The organism is Nitratireductor sp. WH36-1 (genome assembly GCF_058725515.1).
On record NZ_JBZXDP010000002.1, the window covers coordinates 300477 to 319440 of the forward strand.

The 18964-nt window shown below is 61.2% G+C and carries 21 protein-coding genes; 10 read left to right on the forward strand and 11 right to left on the reverse strand.

What is annotated here, in order from left to right; translation table 11 throughout:
• Window positions 1-4 precede the first annotated feature (4 nt).
• Genes AC4PTT_RS20540 through AC4PTT_RS20565 form a run of 6 tightly spaced genes read left to right on the forward strand, consistent with a single transcriptional unit; the run spans window position 5 to window position 5639 of the window.
• Window positions 5-943, forward strand: a complete 939-nt coding sequence (locus tag AC4PTT_RS20540; protein WP_113156699.1) for an ABC transporter permease — start codon at window positions 5-7, stop codon at window positions 941-943.
• Window positions 940-1830: an ABC transporter permease gene (locus tag AC4PTT_RS20545; protein WP_113156698.1), complete on the forward strand. Its 891-nt coding sequence runs from the start codon at window positions 940-942 to the stop codon at window positions 1828-1830. Before AC4PTT_RS20540 ends, AC4PTT_RS20545 begins: the two co-directional genes overlap by 4 nt.
• Complete coding sequence (locus AC4PTT_RS20550) at window positions 1830-2816, forward strand: ABC transporter ATP-binding protein (RefSeq protein ID WP_492162896.1); 987 nt, start codon at window positions 1830-1832, stop codon at window positions 2814-2816. Before AC4PTT_RS20545 ends, AC4PTT_RS20550 begins: the two co-directional genes overlap by 1 nt.
• A complete protein-coding gene (locus AC4PTT_RS20555) occupies window positions 2813-3820 on the forward strand; it encodes an ABC transporter ATP-binding protein (protein WP_317561610.1) in 1008 nt (335 codons plus the stop codon). The genes AC4PTT_RS20550 and AC4PTT_RS20555 overlap by 4 nt, the downstream gene beginning before the upstream one ends.
• Complete coding sequence (locus AC4PTT_RS20560; protein ID WP_206545029.1) at window positions 3817-4596, forward strand: creatininase family protein; 780 nt, start codon at window positions 3817-3819, stop codon at window positions 4594-4596. The genes AC4PTT_RS20555 and AC4PTT_RS20560 overlap by 4 nt, the downstream gene beginning before the upstream one ends.
• A complete protein-coding gene (locus tag AC4PTT_RS20565; protein WP_492162897.1) occupies window positions 4593-5639 on the forward strand; it encodes a threonine aldolase family protein in 1047 nt (348 codons plus the stop codon). Before AC4PTT_RS20560 ends, AC4PTT_RS20565 begins: the two co-directional genes overlap by 4 nt.
• Before the next feature lie 59 nt (window positions 5640-5698).
• Here AC4PTT_RS20565 and AC4PTT_RS20570 read toward each other — a convergent pair whose 3' ends face one another.
• The gene (locus AC4PTT_RS20570; RefSeq protein WP_206545031.1) at window positions 5699-6841 is read right to left on the reverse strand and encodes an ABC transporter substrate-binding protein; all 1143 of its coding nucleotides are present in this window, start codon (window positions 6839-6841) and stop codon (window positions 5699-5701) included.
• A gap of 190 nt (window positions 6842-7031) precedes the next feature.
• Between AC4PTT_RS20570 and AC4PTT_RS20575 the strand changes: the two genes are divergently transcribed.
• Both AC4PTT_RS20575 and AC4PTT_RS20580 read left to right on the forward strand, forming a co-directional pair.
• Window positions 7032-7919, forward strand: coding sequence for a MurR/RpiR family transcriptional regulator (locus AC4PTT_RS20575; RefSeq protein WP_206545032.1), 888 nt, complete (start codon window positions 7032-7034; stop codon window positions 7917-7919).
• 8 nt (window positions 7920-7927) lie between these two features.
• Window positions 7928-9244 carry a type I glutamate--ammonia ligase gene (locus AC4PTT_RS20580; protein ID WP_492162898.1) on the forward strand — a complete coding sequence of 439 codons (1317 nt, stop codon included), beginning with the start codon at window positions 7928-7930 and terminating at the stop codon, window positions 9242-9244.
• Between the two features lie 66 nt (window positions 9245-9310).
• Here AC4PTT_RS20580 and AC4PTT_RS20585 read toward each other — a convergent pair whose 3' ends face one another.
• From AC4PTT_RS20585 to AC4PTT_RS20605, 5 genes are read right to left on the reverse strand one after another with little or no spacing between them, the layout of a single operon-like run.
• A complete protein-coding gene (locus AC4PTT_RS20585; RefSeq protein ID WP_492162899.1) occupies window positions 9311-9955 on the reverse strand; it encodes a cysteine hydrolase family protein in 645 nt (214 codons plus the stop codon).
• Window positions 9952-11007, reverse strand: coding sequence for a branched-chain amino acid ABC transporter permease (locus AC4PTT_RS20590; protein ID WP_492162900.1), 1056 nt, complete (start codon window positions 11005-11007; stop codon window positions 9952-9954). Before AC4PTT_RS20590 ends, AC4PTT_RS20585 begins: the two co-directional genes overlap by 4 nt.
• Window position 11008: 1 nt before the next feature.
• The gene (locus AC4PTT_RS20595) at window positions 11009-11899 is read right to left on the reverse strand and encodes a branched-chain amino acid ABC transporter permease (protein WP_113156688.1); all 891 of its coding nucleotides are present in this window, start codon (window positions 11897-11899) and stop codon (window positions 11009-11011) included.
• Window positions 11896-12618 (reverse strand): ABC transporter ATP-binding protein, encoded by a 723-nt coding sequence (locus tag AC4PTT_RS20600; protein ID WP_113156687.1) that lies wholly within the window; start codon window positions 12616-12618, stop codon window positions 11896-11898. The genes AC4PTT_RS20595 and AC4PTT_RS20600 overlap by 4 nt, the downstream gene beginning before the upstream one ends.
• Window positions 12611-13402, reverse strand: coding sequence for an ABC transporter ATP-binding protein (locus AC4PTT_RS20605; protein WP_245447855.1), 792 nt, complete (start codon window positions 13400-13402; stop codon window positions 12611-12613). The genes AC4PTT_RS20600 and AC4PTT_RS20605 overlap by 8 nt, the downstream gene beginning before the upstream one ends.
• 131 nt (window positions 13403-13533) lie before the next feature.
• On the opposite strand from AC4PTT_RS20605, the gene AC4PTT_RS20610 reads away from it, so the two are divergent.
• Complete coding sequence (locus AC4PTT_RS20610; RefSeq protein ID WP_492162901.1) at window positions 13534-14319, forward strand: N-formylglutamate amidohydrolase; 786 nt, start codon at window positions 13534-13536, stop codon at window positions 14317-14319.
• A 22-nt stretch (window positions 14320-14341) separates the two neighbouring features.
• On the opposite strand, the gene AC4PTT_RS20615 is transcribed toward AC4PTT_RS20610, so the two are convergent.
• The 5 genes from AC4PTT_RS20615 to pcaD all read right to left on the reverse strand — a co-directional run bounded on the left by AC4PTT_RS20615 (window position 14342) and on the right by pcaD (window position 17937).
• Window positions 14342-15340 (reverse strand): 3-carboxy-cis,cis-muconate cycloisomerase, encoded by a 999-nt coding sequence (locus AC4PTT_RS20615; protein ID WP_492162902.1) that lies wholly within the window; start codon window positions 15338-15340, stop codon window positions 14342-14344.
• A gap of 107 nt (window positions 15341-15447) precedes the next feature.
• On the reverse strand, window positions 15448-16047 hold the full coding sequence (gene pcaG / locus AC4PTT_RS20620) for a protocatechuate 3,4-dioxygenase subunit alpha (RefSeq protein ID WP_492162903.1): 600 nt from the start codon (window positions 16045-16047) through the stop codon (window positions 15448-15450).
• Window positions 16048-16049: 2 nt separating this feature from the next.
• Entirely contained in the window at window positions 16050-16778 is a 729-nt protein-coding gene (gene pcaH / locus AC4PTT_RS20625; protein WP_492162904.1) for a protocatechuate 3,4-dioxygenase subunit beta, read from the reverse strand.
• The gene (gene pcaC / locus AC4PTT_RS20630; protein WP_492162905.1) at window positions 16775-17158 is read right to left on the reverse strand and encodes a 4-carboxymuconolactone decarboxylase; all 384 of its coding nucleotides are present in this window, start codon (window positions 17156-17158) and stop codon (window positions 16775-16777) included. The genes pcaH and pcaC overlap by 4 nt, the downstream gene beginning before the upstream one ends.
• A complete protein-coding gene (gene pcaD, locus AC4PTT_RS20635; RefSeq protein WP_492162906.1) occupies window positions 17155-17937 on the reverse strand; it encodes a 3-oxoadipate enol-lactonase in 783 nt (260 codons plus the stop codon). The genes pcaC and pcaD overlap by 4 nt, the downstream gene beginning before the upstream one ends.
• 76 nt (window positions 17938-18013) lie before the next feature.
• On the opposite strand from pcaD, the gene AC4PTT_RS20640 reads away from it, so the two are divergent.
• Window positions 18014-18925, forward strand: coding sequence for a LysR substrate-binding domain-containing protein (locus tag AC4PTT_RS20640; RefSeq protein ID WP_492162907.1), 912 nt, complete (start codon window positions 18014-18016; stop codon window positions 18923-18925).
• The last annotated feature ends 39 nt before the right edge of the window (window positions 18926-18964 follow it).

Sequence of the window (18964 nt, forward strand, 5' to 3'; positions counted from 1 at the left end):
GTTGATGCTGCATTACGCAACGCGGCGTCTGCTGGGGCTGACGCTGGTCTGGGCCGTGGCTCTGATCGTTACATTCTTTGCGGTCAGGGCCGTTCCCGGCGACCCCATCATGGTCATGCTGTCCGACCATGCCGGAGATGCCGCGCTGGAAGCGCGCCTGCGCGCAGATTACGGACTGGATCGGCCATTGCCGGTCCAGTTCCTCGCCTATATCGGCGACGTGCTGAACGGCACGTTCGGCCTCTCCTACCGCTATGTGGGATCGACGGTGATCGATGTTATCCGCGATGGCATGACGATCACGCCGCTTCTGGCGCTTTCCGCGCTTTTCATCGCCGTGCCGCTGGGCCTGTTCTTCGGCGTGTTTGCCGCCGTGCGTGCGGGAAGCTGGGCCGACACCGGCATCATCCTGCTGCTCGTCACCTTCATCTCCATTCCCTCATTCGCGCTGGCCGCGCTTCTGGTCTGGATGCTTTCGCTCAAACTGGCGCTGCTGCCGGTCGCCGGCTGGGGCTCGCCCGCACAGCTCGTCCTGCCCGTCACGGTTCTGGTCGTAGGCCCGATGGCAGTGATTGCCCGCCTCACCCGCACCTACATGCTCGAAGTGCTCGACCGCGATTTCGTGCGCACTGCGCGCGCCAAGGGCGTTCGTGAAAACCGCGTCATCTGGCGGCACGCTCTCGGCAACACGATGGTACCCATCGTCACGTCCATCGGCCTCATTTTCGGTGGTCTTCTGTCGGGTGCGTTCGTCGTGGAAACGGTCTTCAACATTCCCGGCCTCGGCCGCATCGCCATCGATAGCGTGCTTGCGCGCGACTACCCGGTCACCATGTCCATCGTCCTTCTGTTCACGGTCTTCTACTCGCTGATCAATCTCTGCGTGGACCTCATCTATGCCTGGCTCGATCCTCGCATCCGTTTCGACGAGGCCGCCGCATGACGCCTGAGACCTCGAAAACCGACGCGCTGAACGCGCCTGCCCCGAGGCGGGGCCTGTCCGATTTTCAGATCCGCTTTCTTCGCTCGCGCAATGCGATGATCGGCAGCATCATCGTGGCGTTTGTCGCCATCGTTGCGCTTCTCGCTCCCTGGATCACGCCCCATGACCCGACAAAAGTGTCGATCATGGCGACATGGCTGCCGCCCGGCGGCGACCATCTTCTCGGGACCGACGCGCTTGGCCGCGACGTGCTCAGCCGGCTTATCATGGGCGCACGCGTCTCGCTGACGGTGGCGCTCTCGGTCCTCGCAATCACCATGACATTCGGCACGCTTCTGGGCATGGTCGCCGCGTGGTATCGCGGGCATGTCGACAATGTCCTGATGCGCTTCGTCGACATCATCTTCGCATTTCCGGAACTCATCATCGCCATCATCGTGGCGGCGGCCATGGGGCCCGGCACATTCACGGTAATCGTCGCTCTTGCGCTCGTCTGGTGGCCGGGCATTGCGCGCATGGCGCGCGCCCTTGTCCTGTCGCTGCGCGAGGAACCCTTCGTCGAGGCCGGCATTGCCTGCGGCACGCCCACATGGCGGATCATGTGGCGGCATCTCCTGCCCAACATCGTGTCCCCGATGATCGTTCGCGCCTCTCTCGGCGTCGGCATGATCATCATGGCGGAGGCGACGATGTCGTTTCTCGGCATCGGCGTGCAGGAGCCCTACCCCACATGGGGCGGCATGATCCGCGACGGCCTGCCCAATCTGCGCACCGATCCGCATCTGGCGCTCTCCGCCTCGGTTGCGCTTGGCATCACCATGATCGGCTTCAACCTGCTGGGCGATGGCCTGCGCGATGTGCTTGACCCGAAAAGCAGGGGGCGTTGATGAAGCTTCTGGATATCAGCGGGCTCAGCGTTTCCTTCAACACGCTGCGCGGCCCTGTCGAAGTGCTGCAAGACGTCTCTTTCGATGTGATGCCCGGCGAAGTCGTGGGCGTTGTGGGCGAAAGCGGCTCGGGCAAATCCGTAACCTCGCTGGCGATCATGGGGCTGCTCGGCCATTCCGGCAAAATCACCTCCGGTAGTATCGCGCTTTCCGGCACCGAACTGACCACGCTTTCGGAAGAAGAGCTGCGCGCCCTGCGCGGGCCTGAAATGGCGATGATCTTTCAGGAGCCGGGCACCAGCCTGAACCCCGTGCAACGGGTCGGCGACCAGATTGTCGAGGCCATGACCGAACATGCCTTCTGCCCTCCGGCAGAAGCGCGCCGTCGCGCCGTGGAGCTGATGGACCGTGTCGGCATTCCCGCACCAGACCTGCGGGCGCGTGACTATCCGCACCAGCTCTCCGGCGGCATGAAGCAGCGCATCATGATCGCCATTGCGCTTGCCTGCCGCCCGAAACTTCTGATCGCAGACGAACCGACAACGGCGCTGGATGTGACCATTCAGGCGCAGATCCTCAATCTCATTCTGGATCTGAAGGACGAGTTCGGCATGGGCGTGATGCTCATCACCCATGACATGGGCGTTGTGGCGCAGATCGCCGACCGCGTGGTGGTGATGTATGGCGGACAGGTGGTGGAGCGCTCGGAGGGCGACGCGCTGTTCACCCGCTCCGCGCACCCCTATTCCCGGCTCCTCCTGCGGTCGATCCCTTCGGCGTCGCAACGGCAGGACGACCTTCCCATCATCAAAGGCACCATGCCTGCGGCGGGACGCTTTCCGGATGGCTGCCGCTTCCACGAGCGCTGCCCGATGGCGATGGCGGCCTGCGCCCTGTCCGTTCCTCCGCTCAACGAAGCGGGACCGGCCCATTTTGCCCGCTGTTTCCGCACCGAGGCGATTGACGAGTTGGAGGCACTGGCATGACTGCGCCATTGTTGAAACTGGAGAACATCTCCAAGCGCTTCCGGGTCGGCAACAAGGAACTGGCAGCGGTGAGCGACGTCTCGCTCGATGTGGCGGCGGGTGAAACGCTTGGCATTGTGGGCGAAAGCGGCTGCGGCAAGTCCACGCTTGGCCGCATGATCCTGCGGCTGACAGACCCGAGCGACGGCGCAATCGTTTTCGACGGCCGCGACATCACCCGGCTCAGCAAGCGGGCCATGCGGCCGCTCCGCCGCGATATCCAGATTGTTTTCCAGGATCCCTATGCGTCGCTCAACCCGCGTATGAAGGTGGGTGAAATCGTCGCCGAGCCGCTGGTGAATATCGGCATGAAGCGCGCCGAGATCGCCGCCCGTGTGGCAGAGGTTCTGAAGGTGGTGGGACTGCCGGCGGAAAGCGCCGACCGCTATCCGCATGCCTTCTCCGGCGGTCAGCGCCAGCGCATCGGCATTGCGCGGGCGCTTGCCGTGAAGCCGCGCCTGATCGTCTGCGATGAAGCGGTTTCGGCGCTCGACGTGTCGGTACAGGCGCAGGTTCTGACCCTGCTGCGCGACATTCAGCGCGAGACCGGGGTGACCTTCGTCTTCATCTCGCACAATCTCGGTGTCGTGCGCTTCCTTTGCCACCGCATCGCAGTTCTCTATCTGGGCCGGGTGGTCGAAATCGGCACCGAGGCGCAGCTCTTCGAGACGCCACAGCACCCATATACGCAGGCGCTGCTCTCGGCCATTCCCGAAGCGGGTGCAGGGCGGCGCGGGCGCATTCCCGTGCCATCGGGCGAGATTCCAAACCCCATCAACCCGCCGCCGGGTTGCCCGTTTCACCTGCGCTGTCCGCGTGTTCAGGACAGATGCCGCAGCGAAATACCCACGCTTGTCAGCGATACAGGCGGACAGGCCGTGGCGTGCCACTTTCCCGGAGCGGATGCGGACAGCCCGCATCAGACTCTGGAAGACAAAAGAATGACTGAAGGAGAAGCGCAATGAAGGGCCGTTGGCTTGAAGATCTGACCTGGAGCGAAGCGGCGGAATGGCGCGACCGCGATGCGCTGGTTCTGGTGCCGATTGGCGCAGCAGCAAAGGAGCATGGCCATGCGCTGCCGCTCTGCACCGACTATCTGCTCGCCCGTGGCCTGACCGATGGTGTGCTCGAGCAACTGCCCATTCTGGCAGCGCCCGTCATGTCGTTTGGATATTACCCGGCATTCCGCCACTATCCCGGCAGCCAGCACATCCGTCCTGAAACCTTCTCCATGCTGATCGACGATGTTCTGAGCGGCTTTCTCGCACAGGGTTTCCGCAATCTGGCGATCCTGAACACCGGCGTTTCGACGACGCCCGTCGTGCAGGTGGCCGTTCGCGAATTCTACGAGCGCACCGGCACCCGTGTCGCGCTGGCCAACATTCTGGCACTCGGCCATGACGCCGAACATCTGATGACCCAGAAGCTCGGCGGACATGGCGACGAACACGAGACCTCGCTGATCCTGGCGCTCGATGAGAGCCGGGTCCGCAAGGACAAGCTCGTCTGCGACTATGGAAACCAGCTCGACGCGCCCAAGACCGTTTTCTACTGGCCGACCACCTTCAACGGCGACCCGGAAAGCGGCGTCGACTATTCGGCCACGGGCATTCGCGGCGACGCAACGCTTGCAACGAAGGAAAAGGGTGAGGCGAGCCTCAAGGCAAGCGTTGCCGATGTTGTCGATGGGCTTCGCGCGCTGTTCCCCGACGCCGTGGGCAAGCCCGGAGACGCTTCATGACGCGGTTGAACCTGGCGGATGACGGCGACTGGCTGACACCCAAGGAAACGGCAGAGCGTCTCGCCCAACTGACAGCCAGGGGCGATGTCGCGCCGGACTATTATGGCGTTGGCGGGCCGGTCACCGAACTGGAACACGCTGTCGCCGCGATGTTCGGCAAGGAAGCGGCGGTCATGTATCCGACGGGCACGCTGGCAAACATGCTGGCGGCGCGCGAGCTCGCCGCTGCAAAGCGCGGCCCGCGGCTGGTCGTGCAGAGCGACAGCCATGTGTTCAACGATGCAGGGGACAATTTCACCCACGGCATCGGCGTAACCACGGTGCCGCTGGCCTCGGAAGGCCCAAGCTTCACCGCAGAGCAGCTACGCGCCGAGATCGAGCGCACGGCCAGTGCCCGTGTGCCGGCCACCATTGTGGGCGTGATGGTGGAAACGCCCAGCCGGCGATACGCCAACCGCCTGTTCGACCCCGTTGCGCTGGCAGAAGTCATCGCACTGGCGAAATCTGAAGGCATTCCGCTGATCCTCGACGGGGCGAGAATTTTCATCGAAGCCGCCTGGACCGATCGGGAGCTCACGGAGATTGCTGCGCCCTTCGATTACATCTACCTGTCGCTTTACAAATATCTCGATGCGCCTTTTGGGGCCGTTCTTGCGGGATCAGCGGCAGCGCTTGAAGGACAGAACCACGAGCGGCGACGCTTTGGCGGCGGTCTCTTTCAGATGTGGCCGTCAGCGCTTCTCGCCCACAACGCGCTGGCCAGACAGACGAAGAACTGGGCAGCTGTACGCGTGGCGGGCGCTGCCGTGCTGGACGCCCTGCCCGGTCTGGGCGTTGAGGCCCACAGGCTTGTCGATGACACCAATGTCATCCGCATCAAAAGCGCGGTTGAAAGCGACGAAGTGGCAAAGCGGGCACAGGCGCGCAATGCAAAAATGCCGCCACGCTCGCGCGGCGGTTACGTTCTCAAGATGAATGAAAGCTGGCTGAACACCCCGCCAGACAGGATTGCCGCCACCATCTCAGAAATTCTCTGCGATTAGCCGGCTTTACCGACAATGTGAGTGGGCGGGGCCTGAGCCCCGCCGTTTCACGCCCGACCCTATTCCGTTTCTGGCTTCCAGATTTCCTCAACCGTGTATTTGCCATTGTGCACGCTGATCAGCGATACCGGCTTCGGCGGAACCATGGTTTCGCGCGTGTAGCTGATCTCGCCGGTCACGCCCTTGAAGCCGCGCGTTTCGGCAAGCGCATCGCGGATCTTCGCCGGCTCCGCCGAGTCAGCGCGACGGATCGCATCCGCGACCAGCATCAGCGCGTCATAGCCGAGCGGCGCAAAGGCATTCTCCGGGTCGATGCCATATTCGGCCTTGTAGTCCGCGATGAACGCCTTCACCTCATCGCGATCATCCGCGCGATAGGTGTGCGTGGAGAAGTAGACATCGTTTGCAAGCTCCGGCCCCGGAACGGTGGACACCAGTTCCGTGTCGAAGCCGTCACCGGAAACGATTGGCATGGTGATGCCCTGCTCACGGATCTGCTTCACAGAGAGACCGGCCTCGGACGGGATCGCCGAAACGAACACCGCGTCGGGCGCGGGGTCGATGGAGGCGAGACGCGCAATCTGTGCGGAGAAGTCCGTGTCGCCCATCATGAAGCTGTCGGTCCCGACAATCTCGCCGCCACGCTCTTCGAACCGTTCGACGAAGAACTTGCTGAGCGCCTTGGTGAAGTCCATGGAATTGTCGGTCCACACCGCAACCTTGCGGGTGCCGAGTTCATCATAGGCATAATCGGCGATGGCGTAAGACTGATCATCATCGCCAAACGGCGCCATGAACATGTAATCGCCAACCCATTGCGGCAGTTCGGGATGCGTTGCGCCCGACGTGACGAAGGGGATGCCCGCTTCCTGGAACAGCGGCGCGCCCGCCATGACGAAAGTGGTGTCGGACTCGCCAATGCCGGCCACGACCCCTTCCGAGATGAGGCGCTGCGCGGCCTTTGCCGTTTCCTGCTGATCCGTCTTTCCGTCCGGCGCGATCAATTCAATCTGCTTGCCCAGAAGACCGCCATCGGCGTTGATCTGCTTGACAGCGAGCTGTGCGCCCTTCAGCGATGGACCGTCGAGTGACGACATTCCACCAGTTACATTGTAGAGCGCACCGATCTTGATGGTTTCCTGCGCGTTGGCCGCGCCCATAACGGCGGCCAAAGCCACCGATGCGGCAATCAAGTGTTTCATGCCAATCTCCCTGCTTCTTGTTGAATGTCACCCTCTGACGCAAGGTGCCCCGGGAAGGCTCATGCGTTGGCATCAGCATGACTCTGCAATTGGAGAACGTCAATCGAATGATACATTTTTTCTTCCAAATGGATATTTTGTCTGATTTGATACATTCTGAAAATGCGCGACGGGAAGCGGAGCAGAAGCTATGAACGTTTTGGAGGATCTGCGCCGGGCGCTGCCCGAACTCAGCAGCCGCGAAGCGCGCGCCGCGCGACACCTGATCGCCAATTATCCGATGGCAGGCCTCACCACAGTCGCCGAATTTGCAGAGCAGAGCGGCGTCAGCACCGCCACGGTGCTGCGGCTGGTCAAGCGTCTCGGCTTCCCGGTCTACGCCGAATTTCAGGAAGCCCTGCGCAGCCACATTGAAGAGAGCCTGCAATCGCCGCTGTTGCGCTTTGGCGAGCGCAAGGTGCGCGATGCGGCCACCGACGAATCCTATCTGGCACGCACCAGCGACCGCATGGCGGAGTATTTTCGCAGCCTTCCGGATCTCATTCCCGAGAAGGAGTTCGACCGGGCTGCAGCACTTCTCGCAGACCCCAAGCGCGACATTCACCTGCTCGGCGGTCGCTATTCCTCCCATGTGGCGCGTTATATGGGCGACCTGCTTTCGGCGATACGCGGGCGCATTCATCCGATCAGCGGGCAGACCCAGACCTGGCCGCAGTTCCTGCTCGACATGGGCCGGGGCAGCGTTCTGGTCGTTCTGGATGTGCGCCGCTACCAGGACGATGTGGTGCAGTTCACCCATGCCGCCTCCAAGCGCGGCGCAACCGTTATCCTCCTGACCGATATCTGGCAGTCGCCGGCTGCCCGTTCGGCTGATCTCGTTCTGACCTTCCCGGTGGAATCGCCGTCGATTTTCGACGTTCTGACCATCGGCATGGGGGTCGCCGAAGCGCTGGTCGGCGCTGCCGCCAGCAAGGCGGACACAGCCGGGCGCACGCGCTTCGAAACGCTCGAAGACCTGCGCACCCGGCTCGCAGAAGGCACGTTCGGTCAGGAACGGAGCAAATCAAAACGAAAATGAGGGGTTCGATGAAACGCGAAGAAATCATCATGCTTTGCACTGCCGATCTCGCCGGTCAGGTTCGTGGCAAGGGCTTTCCCGCTTCGGAACTGGAAGCGAGGCTGCGCAAGGGCATCGGCTGGACACCGACCAACAGCATGATCACCGCGCACGGCCCGATCGCCCCCACCCCGTGGGGCCCCTATGGCGACACGGTGCTGACGCCGGACCCGGCCTCGCGCGTTCGCGTCGACTTCGGCCCGGATGCAGCCGCCAGCCATTTCATCATGGGCGACATCATGAACCTCGACGGCACGCCGTGGAGTGTCTGTCCCCGCGGTTTTCTCAAGCGCATGCTACATGAGCTTGAAACCCGACACGGCCTGCGCCTCAAGGCCGCCTTCGAGCACGAATTCCTGCTCGAAGGCATGGAGGAGCGCCCCAATTCGAGTTACGCGCTCGATTCATTCCGCCGTCAGGGGCAGTTCGCCGAAACCTATCTTGGCGCGCTCAGGGAAGCCGGGCTGGAGATCGATACGTTCATGCCCGAATACGGGCCGATGCAGTATGAAGTCACGGTCGGCCCGGCCGATGACGAGCGCTCCGCCGATCACGCCGTTGCCGTACGCGAAATCGCGCGCGCCGTTGCGCAGCATTTCGGCCACCGCGCAAGCTTCACGCCGATCCTGCGGCCGGATGCCGTGGGCAATGGCGTCCACATTCATTTCGGGCTGCTGGACGCCGAGACCGGCGCGCCGGTGAACCACGACCCTTCAGCCCCGAATGCAGTATCCGCGAAAGCAGCGAGCTTCCTGTCCGGCATCCTCGCCCTGATGCCCGCCATCACCGCAGTGACGGCGGCCTCGACCATTTCCTATCTGCGCCTGACGCCGGACCGCTGGAGCGCGGCCTACAACAATCTGGGTGAGCGCGACCGCGAGGCGGGCCTGCGCATATGCCCGGTGTTCCCCGGCGCCGGTGTCGACATATCGAAGCAGTTCCATTTCGAGTTCCGCGCCGCCGACGCCGCAGCCAGCCCCTACATGGTGCTGGGCGCGCTGGTGGCTGCCGGCCTTCACGGTCTGGACGAGACGATGGAAGCACCGCAGGTCTGCCGCCAGCCCCCGCAGCATCTGACGGAGAGCGAACGTCAGGCGCTTGGCATCGTCAGGCTCCCGCAATCACTCGATGCCGCCCTCGACCTGTTCGAAGGCGAGCCGGCGCTGCGTCCGCTTTTCGGTGAAGAGCTTGTGTCCGCCTATGTTGCACACAAGCGCTTCGAGGCGGAGCTGATGAAAGACCTTTCGCCAGAAGAGCAATGCGCGAAATACCGGCAGGCCTACTGATCCTTTTAACGCAAACGGGGAGACGCACCCGCCTCCCCGTCACTCCCCCTCAGTCACCGCGTCTCATCAGCCGGAGACGAATTCGCGCTCCATGGCGGCAATCAGACTGTCCGTCGTTTCCATGCGACAATAGCCCTTGAAGGCGTTGAGCGCCGAAACATGCCGCGCCTGCGTATCGGTCGCGCATCCATCAGAAACGCAGATCATGTGAAATCCGCGGTCAGCGCCGTCACGAATGGTGTGGTCAACACACTGATCGGTCAGGAACCCGGTGACGATGATCGTATCGAGCCCGATATTGCGCACCAGATACTCGAAATTCGTCGAATTGAAGAGGCTCGATGAAGTCTTCGGAATGACCATTTCGTCGCCGTGCGGGGCGACTTCGTCGATCACCTGCGCATCGACCGAGCCCTTTGGAATGAAGAAGTTCGACAGCTTGTAATCAAGGCTGCGATCTCGCCCGTCCTCGGTATAGTTCTCCATCACCGTGTAGATGACTTCCACGCCGTGGGCGCGCGTCGCATCGATGAGCCTTGCGATGTTGGGAATGACCTCGCCGCGCGCGGCCGCGTAGAATTCCGGGCGTGGCTGGCGGTTCGCCTCGTCCATCACCCAGTTCTGCACATCGATGACCAGAAGCCCGGTGCGCTCCCGGCGCAATGGCTGGGCCCGCGTCTCAAAAATATCCTGCTGGCGCGGTGCGCTCATTGCGTTTTCCTTCCGCTGAACAGGCGGCGCACGAAAGCGGGCTCGCCGCTGCCGAACAGCCCGCCCGGCTTGAGATAAAGAACCACGATCAGGCACAGCGCCACGATGACCTGGCTCATACCATAAAGGCCGATGCTTTCCTCCACCGGGCGCAGCGCCTCGGAGAGAACCGTGATGGCCGTTGCCGCAACGAGCGCACCGGTGATGCTGCCCGATCCGCCGATCACCACCATGACCACGATGTTGAAGGCCAGCAGGACGGAATAGGTCTTCGGCGTCACAACGCTGATGAGATGGGCAAGCATCGCACCGGCAATGGCGGCCATCACCGCGCCGATCACGAAGGCGAGGATTTTTAGCCGCGCGGCGTTGATGCCGCTGCAGGAGGCTGCGAGTTCATTCTCCCGCACCGCCATCATCGCCCGTCCGAGCGAGGAAAATTTCACCCGCCACGTAATGGCGACGACGATGACGAGGAAGCCCAGCGCCCACCAGATATCCACGTGGCGCGGCAGGCCGCTCAGGCCCGCGCCGCCGCGCGTGATGCCATCCCAATTGGTCGCAAGCCCCTGCACCACGATGATGAGACCAAGCGTTGCGACCGCGAGATAATGCCCCTTGAGGCGCAGCACCGCCCAGCCGATGGCAAGCGCGACCAGCCCGCCGGCAAGACCTGCAATCAGGAGCGCCGGGAACATGGAGAGCTCCGTCGAAGCCAGCCAGTCCGGCAAACCCGGAAGCATGGAGCCCTTGCGCCGTGCCGAGAATGTCAGGATCGCGGCCACATAGGCCCCGATGGTCATGAACGCGGGATGGCCGAGCGAAAACAGTCCGGTCAGGCCATTGGTCAATGTCAGCGACACGGCGAGCGCTGCATTGATGAACAGGAGCGCCAGCAGCGTGACGAGATAGCTGTTCAGCCCCTGCTGTGCGGCCCACACGGCCGCCGCAGCTACAAAGATTGTGAGAATGGCGGCGACAAATCCGCTACGCGGCGTTGTCGGAGCCGAAGCGGTTTCCGCCACGGACGTGGTTTGCGAAGGCGTCGGCATGTCAGGCGCGCTCCTCGGTCTGGCGAACGAACAGGCCGGAGGGCCGGATGAGCAGGATCACGATCAGCAGCAGAAAGACGAACGTGTCCCGGTAGCCGGAGAACTCCTGTGGCAGGAGCCCCACGAACAGCACTTCCGAAAGCCCGAGAATATAGCCTCCCAGCATGGCCCCGCCGATGGAGCCGACGCCGCCGATCACGCAGGCGACAAAGGCCTTCAGGCCGGGCACGAAACCAAGCAGTGGATCGATCTGCCCGAACTTGCCTCCCCAGAACAGGCCGGAGACGGCGGCAAGCGCGCTGCCGATGGCGAAGGCGGCGAGGATCGTGCGGTTCACCGCCACGCCCATCAGGCGCGCCGCCGTCAGGTTTTCCGCCGTTGCGCGCATCGCCCGGCCAAGCCGCGTGCGGTAAACCACGAGGAAGAGACCGCCGATCAGAAGAAGCGTCAGAACGATGATGGCGATGTCCGTCAGCGAGGCGTTCACGCCGCCAAAACCCACGCGCTGGCGCATGAAGGCGGGAAAGAGGAAATTGCGCGGCTGCCCGGAGAGGATCATCAGCGCGCTGTTTTGAATGGCAATCGAAACCGCCAGTGTCGCGATGAAGCCCGTTACCTGGCTTGCGCCACGTATCGGCCGAAAAACGATGGTCTCGATGGTCATGCCGGCAATCGCGCCGATGGCCAGAACGAAGACCAGGATCAGCGGCCAGGGCACACCGGCCGTCACAAGCGCAAGGGTGGAAAAAGCCCCGATCATCACGAGGTCGCCATGGGCAAAATTGATCAACCGGACAATGCCGTAGATCATCGAAAACCCGATGGCGACGAGCGCGTAGAGACTGCCCAGCGCCAGACCGTTGATGATTTGCTGAAACAGATACTGGCTCATGCCGCCACCCCCAGATAGGACTGGCGCACACGGTCATTGCTGGCGAGTTCCTCACCCGTTCCCGACAAGACGATGCTCCCGTTTTCCATGACATGGGCGGCGTCTGCGATCTCCAGCGCCATAGCCGCGTTCTGCTCGATCAGAAGAATGGTGACGCCGGTGGATTTCAGCCGCTGGATCACGTCGAAAATCGTTTCCACCACCAGCGGCGCGAGGCCAAGAGATGGCTCGTCGAGCAACAGCATTTTCGGCTTGGCGAGAAGCGCCCGGCCGATGGCAACCATCATCTGCTCACCACCCGAAAGCGAGCCCGCCGCCACATTGGCCCGCTCCGCCAGAATGGGGAAAAGCGTGTGCACCTCCTCCATCGTGCGGCGCACCTCGGCGCGGTCGCGCTGTGTGTAGGCGCCCATGTCCAGGTTTTCCGCAACGCTCAGCGACTGAAAGATCTGCCGCCCCTCCGGGCAATGGATCAGCCCCGCGCGCACGATCTTTTCCGATGAGAGCCGGGTCAGATCCAGCTCCGCGCCGTCGGTCCTGAGGGTAGCGCTGCCGGAGCGCGGGCGAAGAAGCCCCGAGAGTGTCAAAAGCGTAGTCGATTTGCCTGCGCCATTCGCACCGATCAGCGCCGCAAGCTGCCCCTGTCGCACATCGAAGGACACGCCTTTGAGCACATGTGTCGCGCCGCGATAGACATTGAGATCGCGCACCTCAAGCATGGGCCTTCTCCTTGCGTCCGGTGCCGAGATACGCCTCGATGACCGCCGGATCCTTCTGCACCTCCTGCGGGGACCCCTCTGCGATGAGCTTGCCGCGGTTGAGAACCTGAATGCGGTCGCAAAGCCCCATCACCAGATGCATGTCGTGCTCGACCACCAGAACGGCGATCCCGAACTCCGCATTGACCTGGCGGATGAATGAAACGAGATCGCTCGTCTCGGACGGGTTGAGACCGGCGGCCGGCTCGTCAAGAAGCAGCGCCGCAGGCTCGCCCGCGAGCGCCCGGCCAATTTCCACCCGTCGCTGATCGCCATAGGAAAGATCGCCCGCGCGCTGCTGCGCAAAGGCGCTGAGGCCAATCCGGTCGACGATGTCACGGCTCATCTGGCGTAGCGTCTCTTCCGCGCGCCAGAAGGACGGCAATTGAAGCATTGTGGCGAGTGTGCTCGCCGAGTGGCGCATATGCCCGCCGCACATGACATTCTCGAGCACGCTCAGATCCTCGAACAGGCGGATATTCTGAAACGTTCGCGCGAGCCCGGCGCGCGCCATCATGTGTGGCGGCTGTCCGGTCATGTCTGCACCGTTCACGGAAATCCTGCCGGATGACGGCCTGAGCACGCCCGTCAGAAGATTGAAAGCCGTCGTCTTGCCTGCGCCATTCGGCCCGATCAGCCCGACAAGATCCCCCCTGTCGAGTTGCAAATCGTATCCATCGACGGCCAAGAGCCCGCCAAACCGTTTCGCAAGGCCCGAAGCCTCGATAACCGGCGTGTCACTCACGACAAACTCGCTCCCCTGTTGTTGACCCAACGATATGGCGGCGGCAGGACCAGCGTCAACAAAAAGATACATCTTGCAATAAAACAAATGGATTTGTACGATTTCATACAAAATTTGCGGGAGGCATCTGCGTGTCCGATTTGAATGAAACCGCCCCTCTTCGGGTCCTTGCGGCGCACGAGCCGCACCCTCTGGAGACATTCAACGAATCCGCCGGGTCGGATTACTTCATCATCTGCGAACATGCGGGGCGGCGCATTCCGCAGAGTCTCGGCACGATGGGGCTTTCAGAGACGGATCTCAAGCGCCACATCGCCTGGGATATCGGTGCGCTTTCGGTGGCAAAAAAACTGTCTGAGCTTCTGAACGCGCCGCTTTACACGCAGCGCTATTCTCGGCTTGTCTGCGACTGCAACCGCCAGCCCGATGTCGCCACCTTCGCGCCGGAAATCAGCGAGGGCACCGAAGTCCCGGCCAACAGGAACCTCTCCGCGAGCGACCGCAACATGCGCGCCAACGAGATCTTCTGGCCCTTCCACAACGCCGTTTCGGCGGCGCTGGACGAACGCACGAAAGCAGGCCGCAAGACCCGGCTGGTCACGATCCACTCCTTCACACCGGTGTTTCTGGGGAAGAGCCGCCCTTGGGAAATCGGCATTCTGTTCAATCGGGACGAGACACTCTCACCGGCCATGCTCGACTGGTTTCGCAAGAACACGGATCTGTGCGTGGGCAGCAACCAGCCCTATGCAGTCAGCGACGCCACCGACTATGCGGTGCCGGTTCATGGCGAGAAGCGCGGCATTCCCTGCGTCGAGATCGAAATCCGCAATGACCTCATCGCCTCGGAAACGGATGCGGGCGAATGGGCTGACCTTGTGGCAAGAGGTCTCGTCGCGGCCGAACCGCAGCTTTGAGAATGAGGCACGAGCAACCAGCTCAGCCGGTCCAACCAATTCGCGTTACATTCTGGAATAATTTAATGGCGACAGAGAGTGAGCGTCCGGTGGCCATGAGCATTTGAGGCAAGACCATCCACTCAAGTGTCCAACTCGCTCCTGACCGTTCCTGCTCATGAAGCATCGCATGATGCATGGCGGAAACCTGAACCGCATTGAAACGAGCAAGCGTAACAAGCAGTTCGGCCGAAACCGGATTTTGCTTATGCGGCATTGCAGAGGAGCTCCCACCGTCAGACAGCCCGATTTCGTCTATCCCCTGCTGGGCCATCAGCGCAACATCCTGACCGATTTTGCCAAGCGTGCCTGTTACGAGTGAAAGCAGAGAAGCATATTCGGCTATGCCGTCGCGCATTGCATGCCAGGCTTTCTGTGTCGGCAGAAGCCCCAGTGCGCTTGCGACATCAGCCACGACCGCATCTCCCTTATCTCCAAGAGCCTTGCGATCGCCGGCTGCTCCACCGATCTGAACCCGCTCCACGCGTGAACGCACCTGTTGCAGACGGGCGAGATGTTCCAGAAGAGGCAGATGCCAAGCCGCCAAACGATCACTCACGGTAATCTCTGTGGCTGCCTGCATCCGTGTCCGGCCCATAAGTGGCGCGCCCCCAAAATTCTCATCAAGCTCACCAAGCAACGTGCTCGCTTCGGTCAACCGAGAGACGATAAGGTTGGTTGCCTCCTTCAAGGCCAGCACCATTGCGGTATCCACCACATCCTGAGACGTGGCCCCCCGATGAACCTCGTCGACGGACGTGATCGCCTTCAGTTGCTTGACGAGCCTTGGGATCGGCACGCCGTCGACCGCCATTCCCAAGCCTATGTCCGCAAAGTCCACTGTAGCCCTCTCGATGGCGCTCGCGGCCTCCTCAGCCTGCAGCATTTCGAACAAGCCTACCTTCCCGCATGCGCGTAACCAGGCAGCTTCGAAATTCAGCATGTGCATCATCTGGCGTTCGGGCGTCAGGATCGCTGCCATGTCTGGGTCACGAAAATGACCGCCAAGCCAAGGATGTTCGAAAACGGATGGACCCATTGTATGTGTCGTGTTTGTACTGCAGAAAACAGGCTGACTACGTTGTCTCTCTAAACCTCGAGAAACACAGTCTCTCCCTCCCCCTGAAGGCGAATGTCGAAACGATATCGGCCGATATCGACCCTATTGGCCAAGAGGGTTTTAACACGCGGTGCCGGGTCGATGCGCTTTAACAACGGGTCAAAGCTGTTGTCTTCGTCCTCGAAGTAAACACGGGTGTTGAGCCCGAGATTGATCCCGCGCGCAACGATCCAGAGAGAAATATGCGGCGCACTTCTGACGCCAGAACGCCCCAGATAAGAACCTGGCTTGACGGTGCGGAGAGTGAACTCACCGGTCTCCGCGTCAGCTGCGAAGCGGCAATGACCGGAAAAGTTCGGATCCGCCCCCTCATTGCCCGGGAAAACACCGCTGGCATCACATTGCCAACTCTCAATAAGCGCATCCCGCATCGCCCAGCCCATGCCGTCAAAGACAGAGCCGGTAATCTCGATTATTTCTCCCCGCACCTCCCCTTTGATGGGTGTTGTGCCTACCTCATCAGCATATGTGCCGCTGTTTCCTGCATAGGACGGCATCAAACCGATGTGGACATAAGGGCCTGCGGTCTGCGAAGGCGTCTCGTGTAAAACCCCGAGATTCTGGACCATTCTCACATACCCTCCAGCTTGTTCTCAAACATGGTCTGGCGACGCCCTCGCAGAACGATGTCAAATTTGTATGCCAGGAAGTCGAGCGGGCGTGACTTTGTGAAGTCGAGGGGCGCGACCAGACGGTCGAGCGAACAGCGATCCTTGATCGTCGCAGCAATCGGGCAATGGTCTATGAGCGGATCACCTTCAAAATACATCTGGGTGATCAACCGTTGGCCGAAGCTCTGACCGTAGACTGAGACGTGGATGTGCATCGGACGCCAGTCATTCCCGCGGTTCGGCCAGGGGTATGCGCCTGGACGGATCGTCAGGAACTCATAATAACCGTCCGCATCGGTCAGAGTTCGACCGCAACCACCGAAATTCGGGTCCAGCGGTGCGAGATAGCCATCCTTCTTGTGCCGGTAGCGCCCACCGGCATTGGCTTGCCAGATTTCAACCAGCGTATTGGGGACCGGGCGGCTCGTCTCATCCAGAACACGACCATGCACAAGGATGCGCTCGCCTATGGCGGGCGCGTCCCCTTTCGTCCAGTTTAAGATCAGATTATTGTCAAACAGTCCAATCTGACTGTGTCCAAAAGTCGGTCCTGTTTCCTCCGACGGAGTACTTTCCATTGAGAGCAATGGCAAGTTGGGTGAACGCGTGACGCTCGTTTTGTACTCCGGATCTCGAGCGTCCGGATGCACCGTAGAGTTTCGCGGAATCAGCGGTCCAAGGTCGATCATTCCTCAATCTCCTCGATCTCAGCGTAGGTTTGCTTAGCGATCTTCAGGGCGTGGTTGGCTTTTGGCACACCTGCATAGATCGCCACGTGCTGCAGCACCTCCGAGATATCCTCTTGCGACGCACCAGTTCTGTCGGTGGCGCGAATGTGCATCGGGATTTCATCAAAGCTGCCCGTCGCCGCCAGAAGGGCGATTGTCAGCATTGAGCGCTCGCGCCTGGTGATGCGATCAGACGCCCAGACTGTGCCCCACGCGCTTTCAGTGATCAGCGACTGGAAGGGGTGGTCAAATGAGGTCTTCGCAGCCTCAGCGCGGTTCACATGATCGTCGCCAAGAACCTCACGGCGCACACGCATCCCGCGATCAAATGTCTCGTTCATCGAACGATCCCTTCCACGAAGTTTACAATGAGTTCGGAAAAAGCCTTCGGCGCCTCAATAGCTGGCAGATGGCCAACACCCTCAAGCATCACCAACTCGGCGCAGGGCAATCTGTGCGCCAGCATCTCGACGACGGCGGGCGGTGTTGCCAAGTCGTCTTGCCCTCCGACAACCAGTGCCGGTTGAGAGATTTCCCCAAGCCTGTCCGTGAGATCCGTGCCCGCAATGGCAGCGCATGTCGCAACATAACCCTGCGCGTCCGAGCGTGCGAGAAGCGTTCGCCAAAGCGCCGCTTCAGGGTGATTGAGCATTTTCGGGGCAAACCAGCGAGGCATGATACGTTCAGCCATCTCAGCCATGCCGAATTCGTTCACATCATCAATGCGGGCCTGCCAATTCTGTGGCGCTCCAAGCACGGCTGCCGTGTTCGATAGAACAAGAGCATCCACCCGCTCTGGCGCCATGAGTGCAACTTGTTGCGCAATCAATCCACCAACCGAACATCCCACGATCACCGCACTGCCCATACCGACGTGATCCAATGCAGAAATCACATCCGTCGCAAGATCGGGAATGCCATAGCCTTTCGGCGCGTTGTCAGAGAGGCCATGCCCTCGCTTGTCCATTCGCAGGCTCGTCCAATCCGAGGGCAGATTTGCTATTGTGGAATCCCACATCCGCAGGTCGGTGCCGAGCGAATTAACGAACACAAGCGACGTTCGCCCCCTTTCGGCTACGCTGAGATGCATGGTTCCCCAGCCACATTCCAGTGTTTTCATTGAGCGCCTCCTGAGCAGGAAGTGCCATAATTTTTCTATTCAAAAAAATACAAAAAAGACCTAAAAGCATAACCAAATGAATATGCTCAATGGTCTTAAACTGCGCCATCTGGAGGCGTTTCTTGCTGTTTCGCAAAGCGGTACGATCTCAGCCGCTGCGCGGGCACGAAACGTATCTCAGCCGGCGCTCTCAAAAACCATCGGTGAGCTTGAAGCTCTCCTGGGAACTCCCCTGCTGGAACGCACGGCACGCCGCGCGGTCCTCACACCCGCAGGCGAGAGCTTTCGGGTTCACGCGCTTGCTGCTTTACAAAGCCTGGAAACCGGCGTGCGGAATCTCTCTGGCGGGGGCGCGCCGGGGCTTATCAAGGTTGGCGTCCTCCCCAGCGTGGCCGGCGACTTTTTTCCATCGGTCGCGCTGGAACTCCACCATTCCAGGCCGGATCTGCGCATAGGCGTCATCACCGGGCCAAATGGTTATCTGCTGGAAAAGCTCCGCTCTGGCGGTGTAGACCTTGTGGTCGGACGCATGCCTTCAGCAAAAAACATGCCCGGTCTTTCTTTCGAGCATCTATATGATGAGCCTGTGGTTCTTGTGGCGCGCCGGGATCATCCCGCGCTCCCCTGCACCGCGCCAGACGTCCTGACATCCTACCCACTAATCGTCCCGAACCCTGGGGCGATCATTCGTCAAAAGGTGGATCAGTATCTCGCCGCGCAGGGGCTGAGCGGTCTTGTTCCGGCGTTCGAAGCAGTCGCACTCCCCGTAGCGCTTTCGCTAATCGAACAGTCCGACATGCTGTGGTTCATCTCACGCGGGGTCGTCGAACGCGAACTCAAACGCGGCACACTAATCACTCTGGACCTGAAAGCGGACTACATGGCAGGCGCTGTCGGAATTACCAGAAAGTTCGACTTCGATAAAAATAGCCCCACCGAGCTTCTGGTGCGACTGCTTCACAAGCAGGCAGAACAGGTCCACACCTAGGGGCATGGACCCAAACACCTCAAATCCGCGTTTCAGCGA

Excerpts from the sequence above, each read along its gene's own strand:
- AC4PTT_RS20540 (WP_113156699.1), top strand. The coding sequence starts at position 5 with ATGCTGCATTACGCAACGCGGCGTCTGCTGGGGCTGACGCTGGTCTGG.
- AC4PTT_RS20545 (WP_113156698.1), top strand. The coding sequence starts at position 940 with ATGACGCCTGAGACCTCGAAAACCGACGCGCTGAACGCGCCTGCCCCG.
- AC4PTT_RS20550 (WP_492162896.1), top strand. The coding sequence starts at position 1,830 with ATGAAGCTTCTGGATATCAGCGGGCTCAGCGTTTCCTTCAACACGCTG.
- AC4PTT_RS20555 (WP_317561610.1), top strand. The coding sequence starts at position 2,813 with ATGACTGCGCCATTGTTGAAACTGGAGAACATCTCCAAGCGCTTCCGG.
- AC4PTT_RS20560 (WP_206545029.1), top strand. The coding sequence starts at position 3,817 with ATGAAGGGCCGTTGGCTTGAAGATCTGACCTGGAGCGAAGCGGCGGAA.
- AC4PTT_RS20565 (WP_492162897.1), top strand. The coding sequence starts at position 4,593 with ATGACGCGGTTGAACCTGGCGGATGACGGCGACTGGCTGACACCCAAG.
- AC4PTT_RS20570 (WP_206545031.1), bottom strand. The coding sequence starts at position 6,841 with ATGAAACACTTGATTGCCGCATCGGTGGCTTTGGCCGCCGTTATGGGC.
- AC4PTT_RS20575 (WP_206545032.1), top strand. The coding sequence starts at position 7,032 with ATGAACGTTTTGGAGGATCTGCGCCGGGCGCTGCCCGAACTCAGCAGC.
- AC4PTT_RS20580 (WP_492162898.1), top strand. The coding sequence starts at position 7,928 with ATGAAACGCGAAGAAATCATCATGCTTTGCACTGCCGATCTCGCCGGT.
- AC4PTT_RS20585 (WP_492162899.1), bottom strand. The coding sequence starts at position 9,955 with ATGAGCGCACCGCGCCAGCAGGATATTTTTGAGACGCGGGCCCAGCCA.
- AC4PTT_RS20590 (WP_492162900.1), bottom strand. The coding sequence starts at position 11,007 with ATGCCGACGCCTTCGCAAACCACGTCCGTGGCGGAAACCGCTTCGGCT.
- AC4PTT_RS20595 (WP_113156688.1), bottom strand. The coding sequence starts at position 11,899 with ATGAGCCAGTATCTGTTTCAGCAAATCATCAACGGTCTGGCGCTGGGC.
- AC4PTT_RS20600 (WP_113156687.1), bottom strand. The coding sequence starts at position 12,618 with ATGCTTGAGGTGCGCGATCTCAATGTCTATCGCGGCGCGACACATGTG.
- AC4PTT_RS20615 (WP_492162902.1), bottom strand. The coding sequence starts at position 15,340 with ATGGCAGCGATCCTGACGCCCGAACGCCAGATGATGCACATGCTGAAT.
- pcaG (WP_492162903.1), bottom strand. The coding sequence starts at position 16,047 with ATGGTCCAGAATCTCGGGGTTTTACACGAGACGCCTTCGCAGACCGCA.
- pcaH (WP_492162904.1), bottom strand. The coding sequence starts at position 16,778 with ATGATCGACCTTGGACCGCTGATTCCGCGAAACTCTACGGTGCATCCG.
- pcaC (WP_492162905.1), bottom strand. The coding sequence starts at position 17,158 with ATGAACGAGACATTTGATCGCGGGATGCGTGTGCGCCGTGAGGTTCTT.
- pcaD (WP_492162906.1), bottom strand. The coding sequence starts at position 17,937 with ATGAAAACACTGGAATGTGGCTGGGGAACCATGCATCTCAGCGTAGCC.
- AC4PTT_RS20640 (WP_492162907.1), top strand. The coding sequence starts at position 18,014 with ATGAATATGCTCAATGGTCTTAAACTGCGCCATCTGGAGGCGTTTCTT.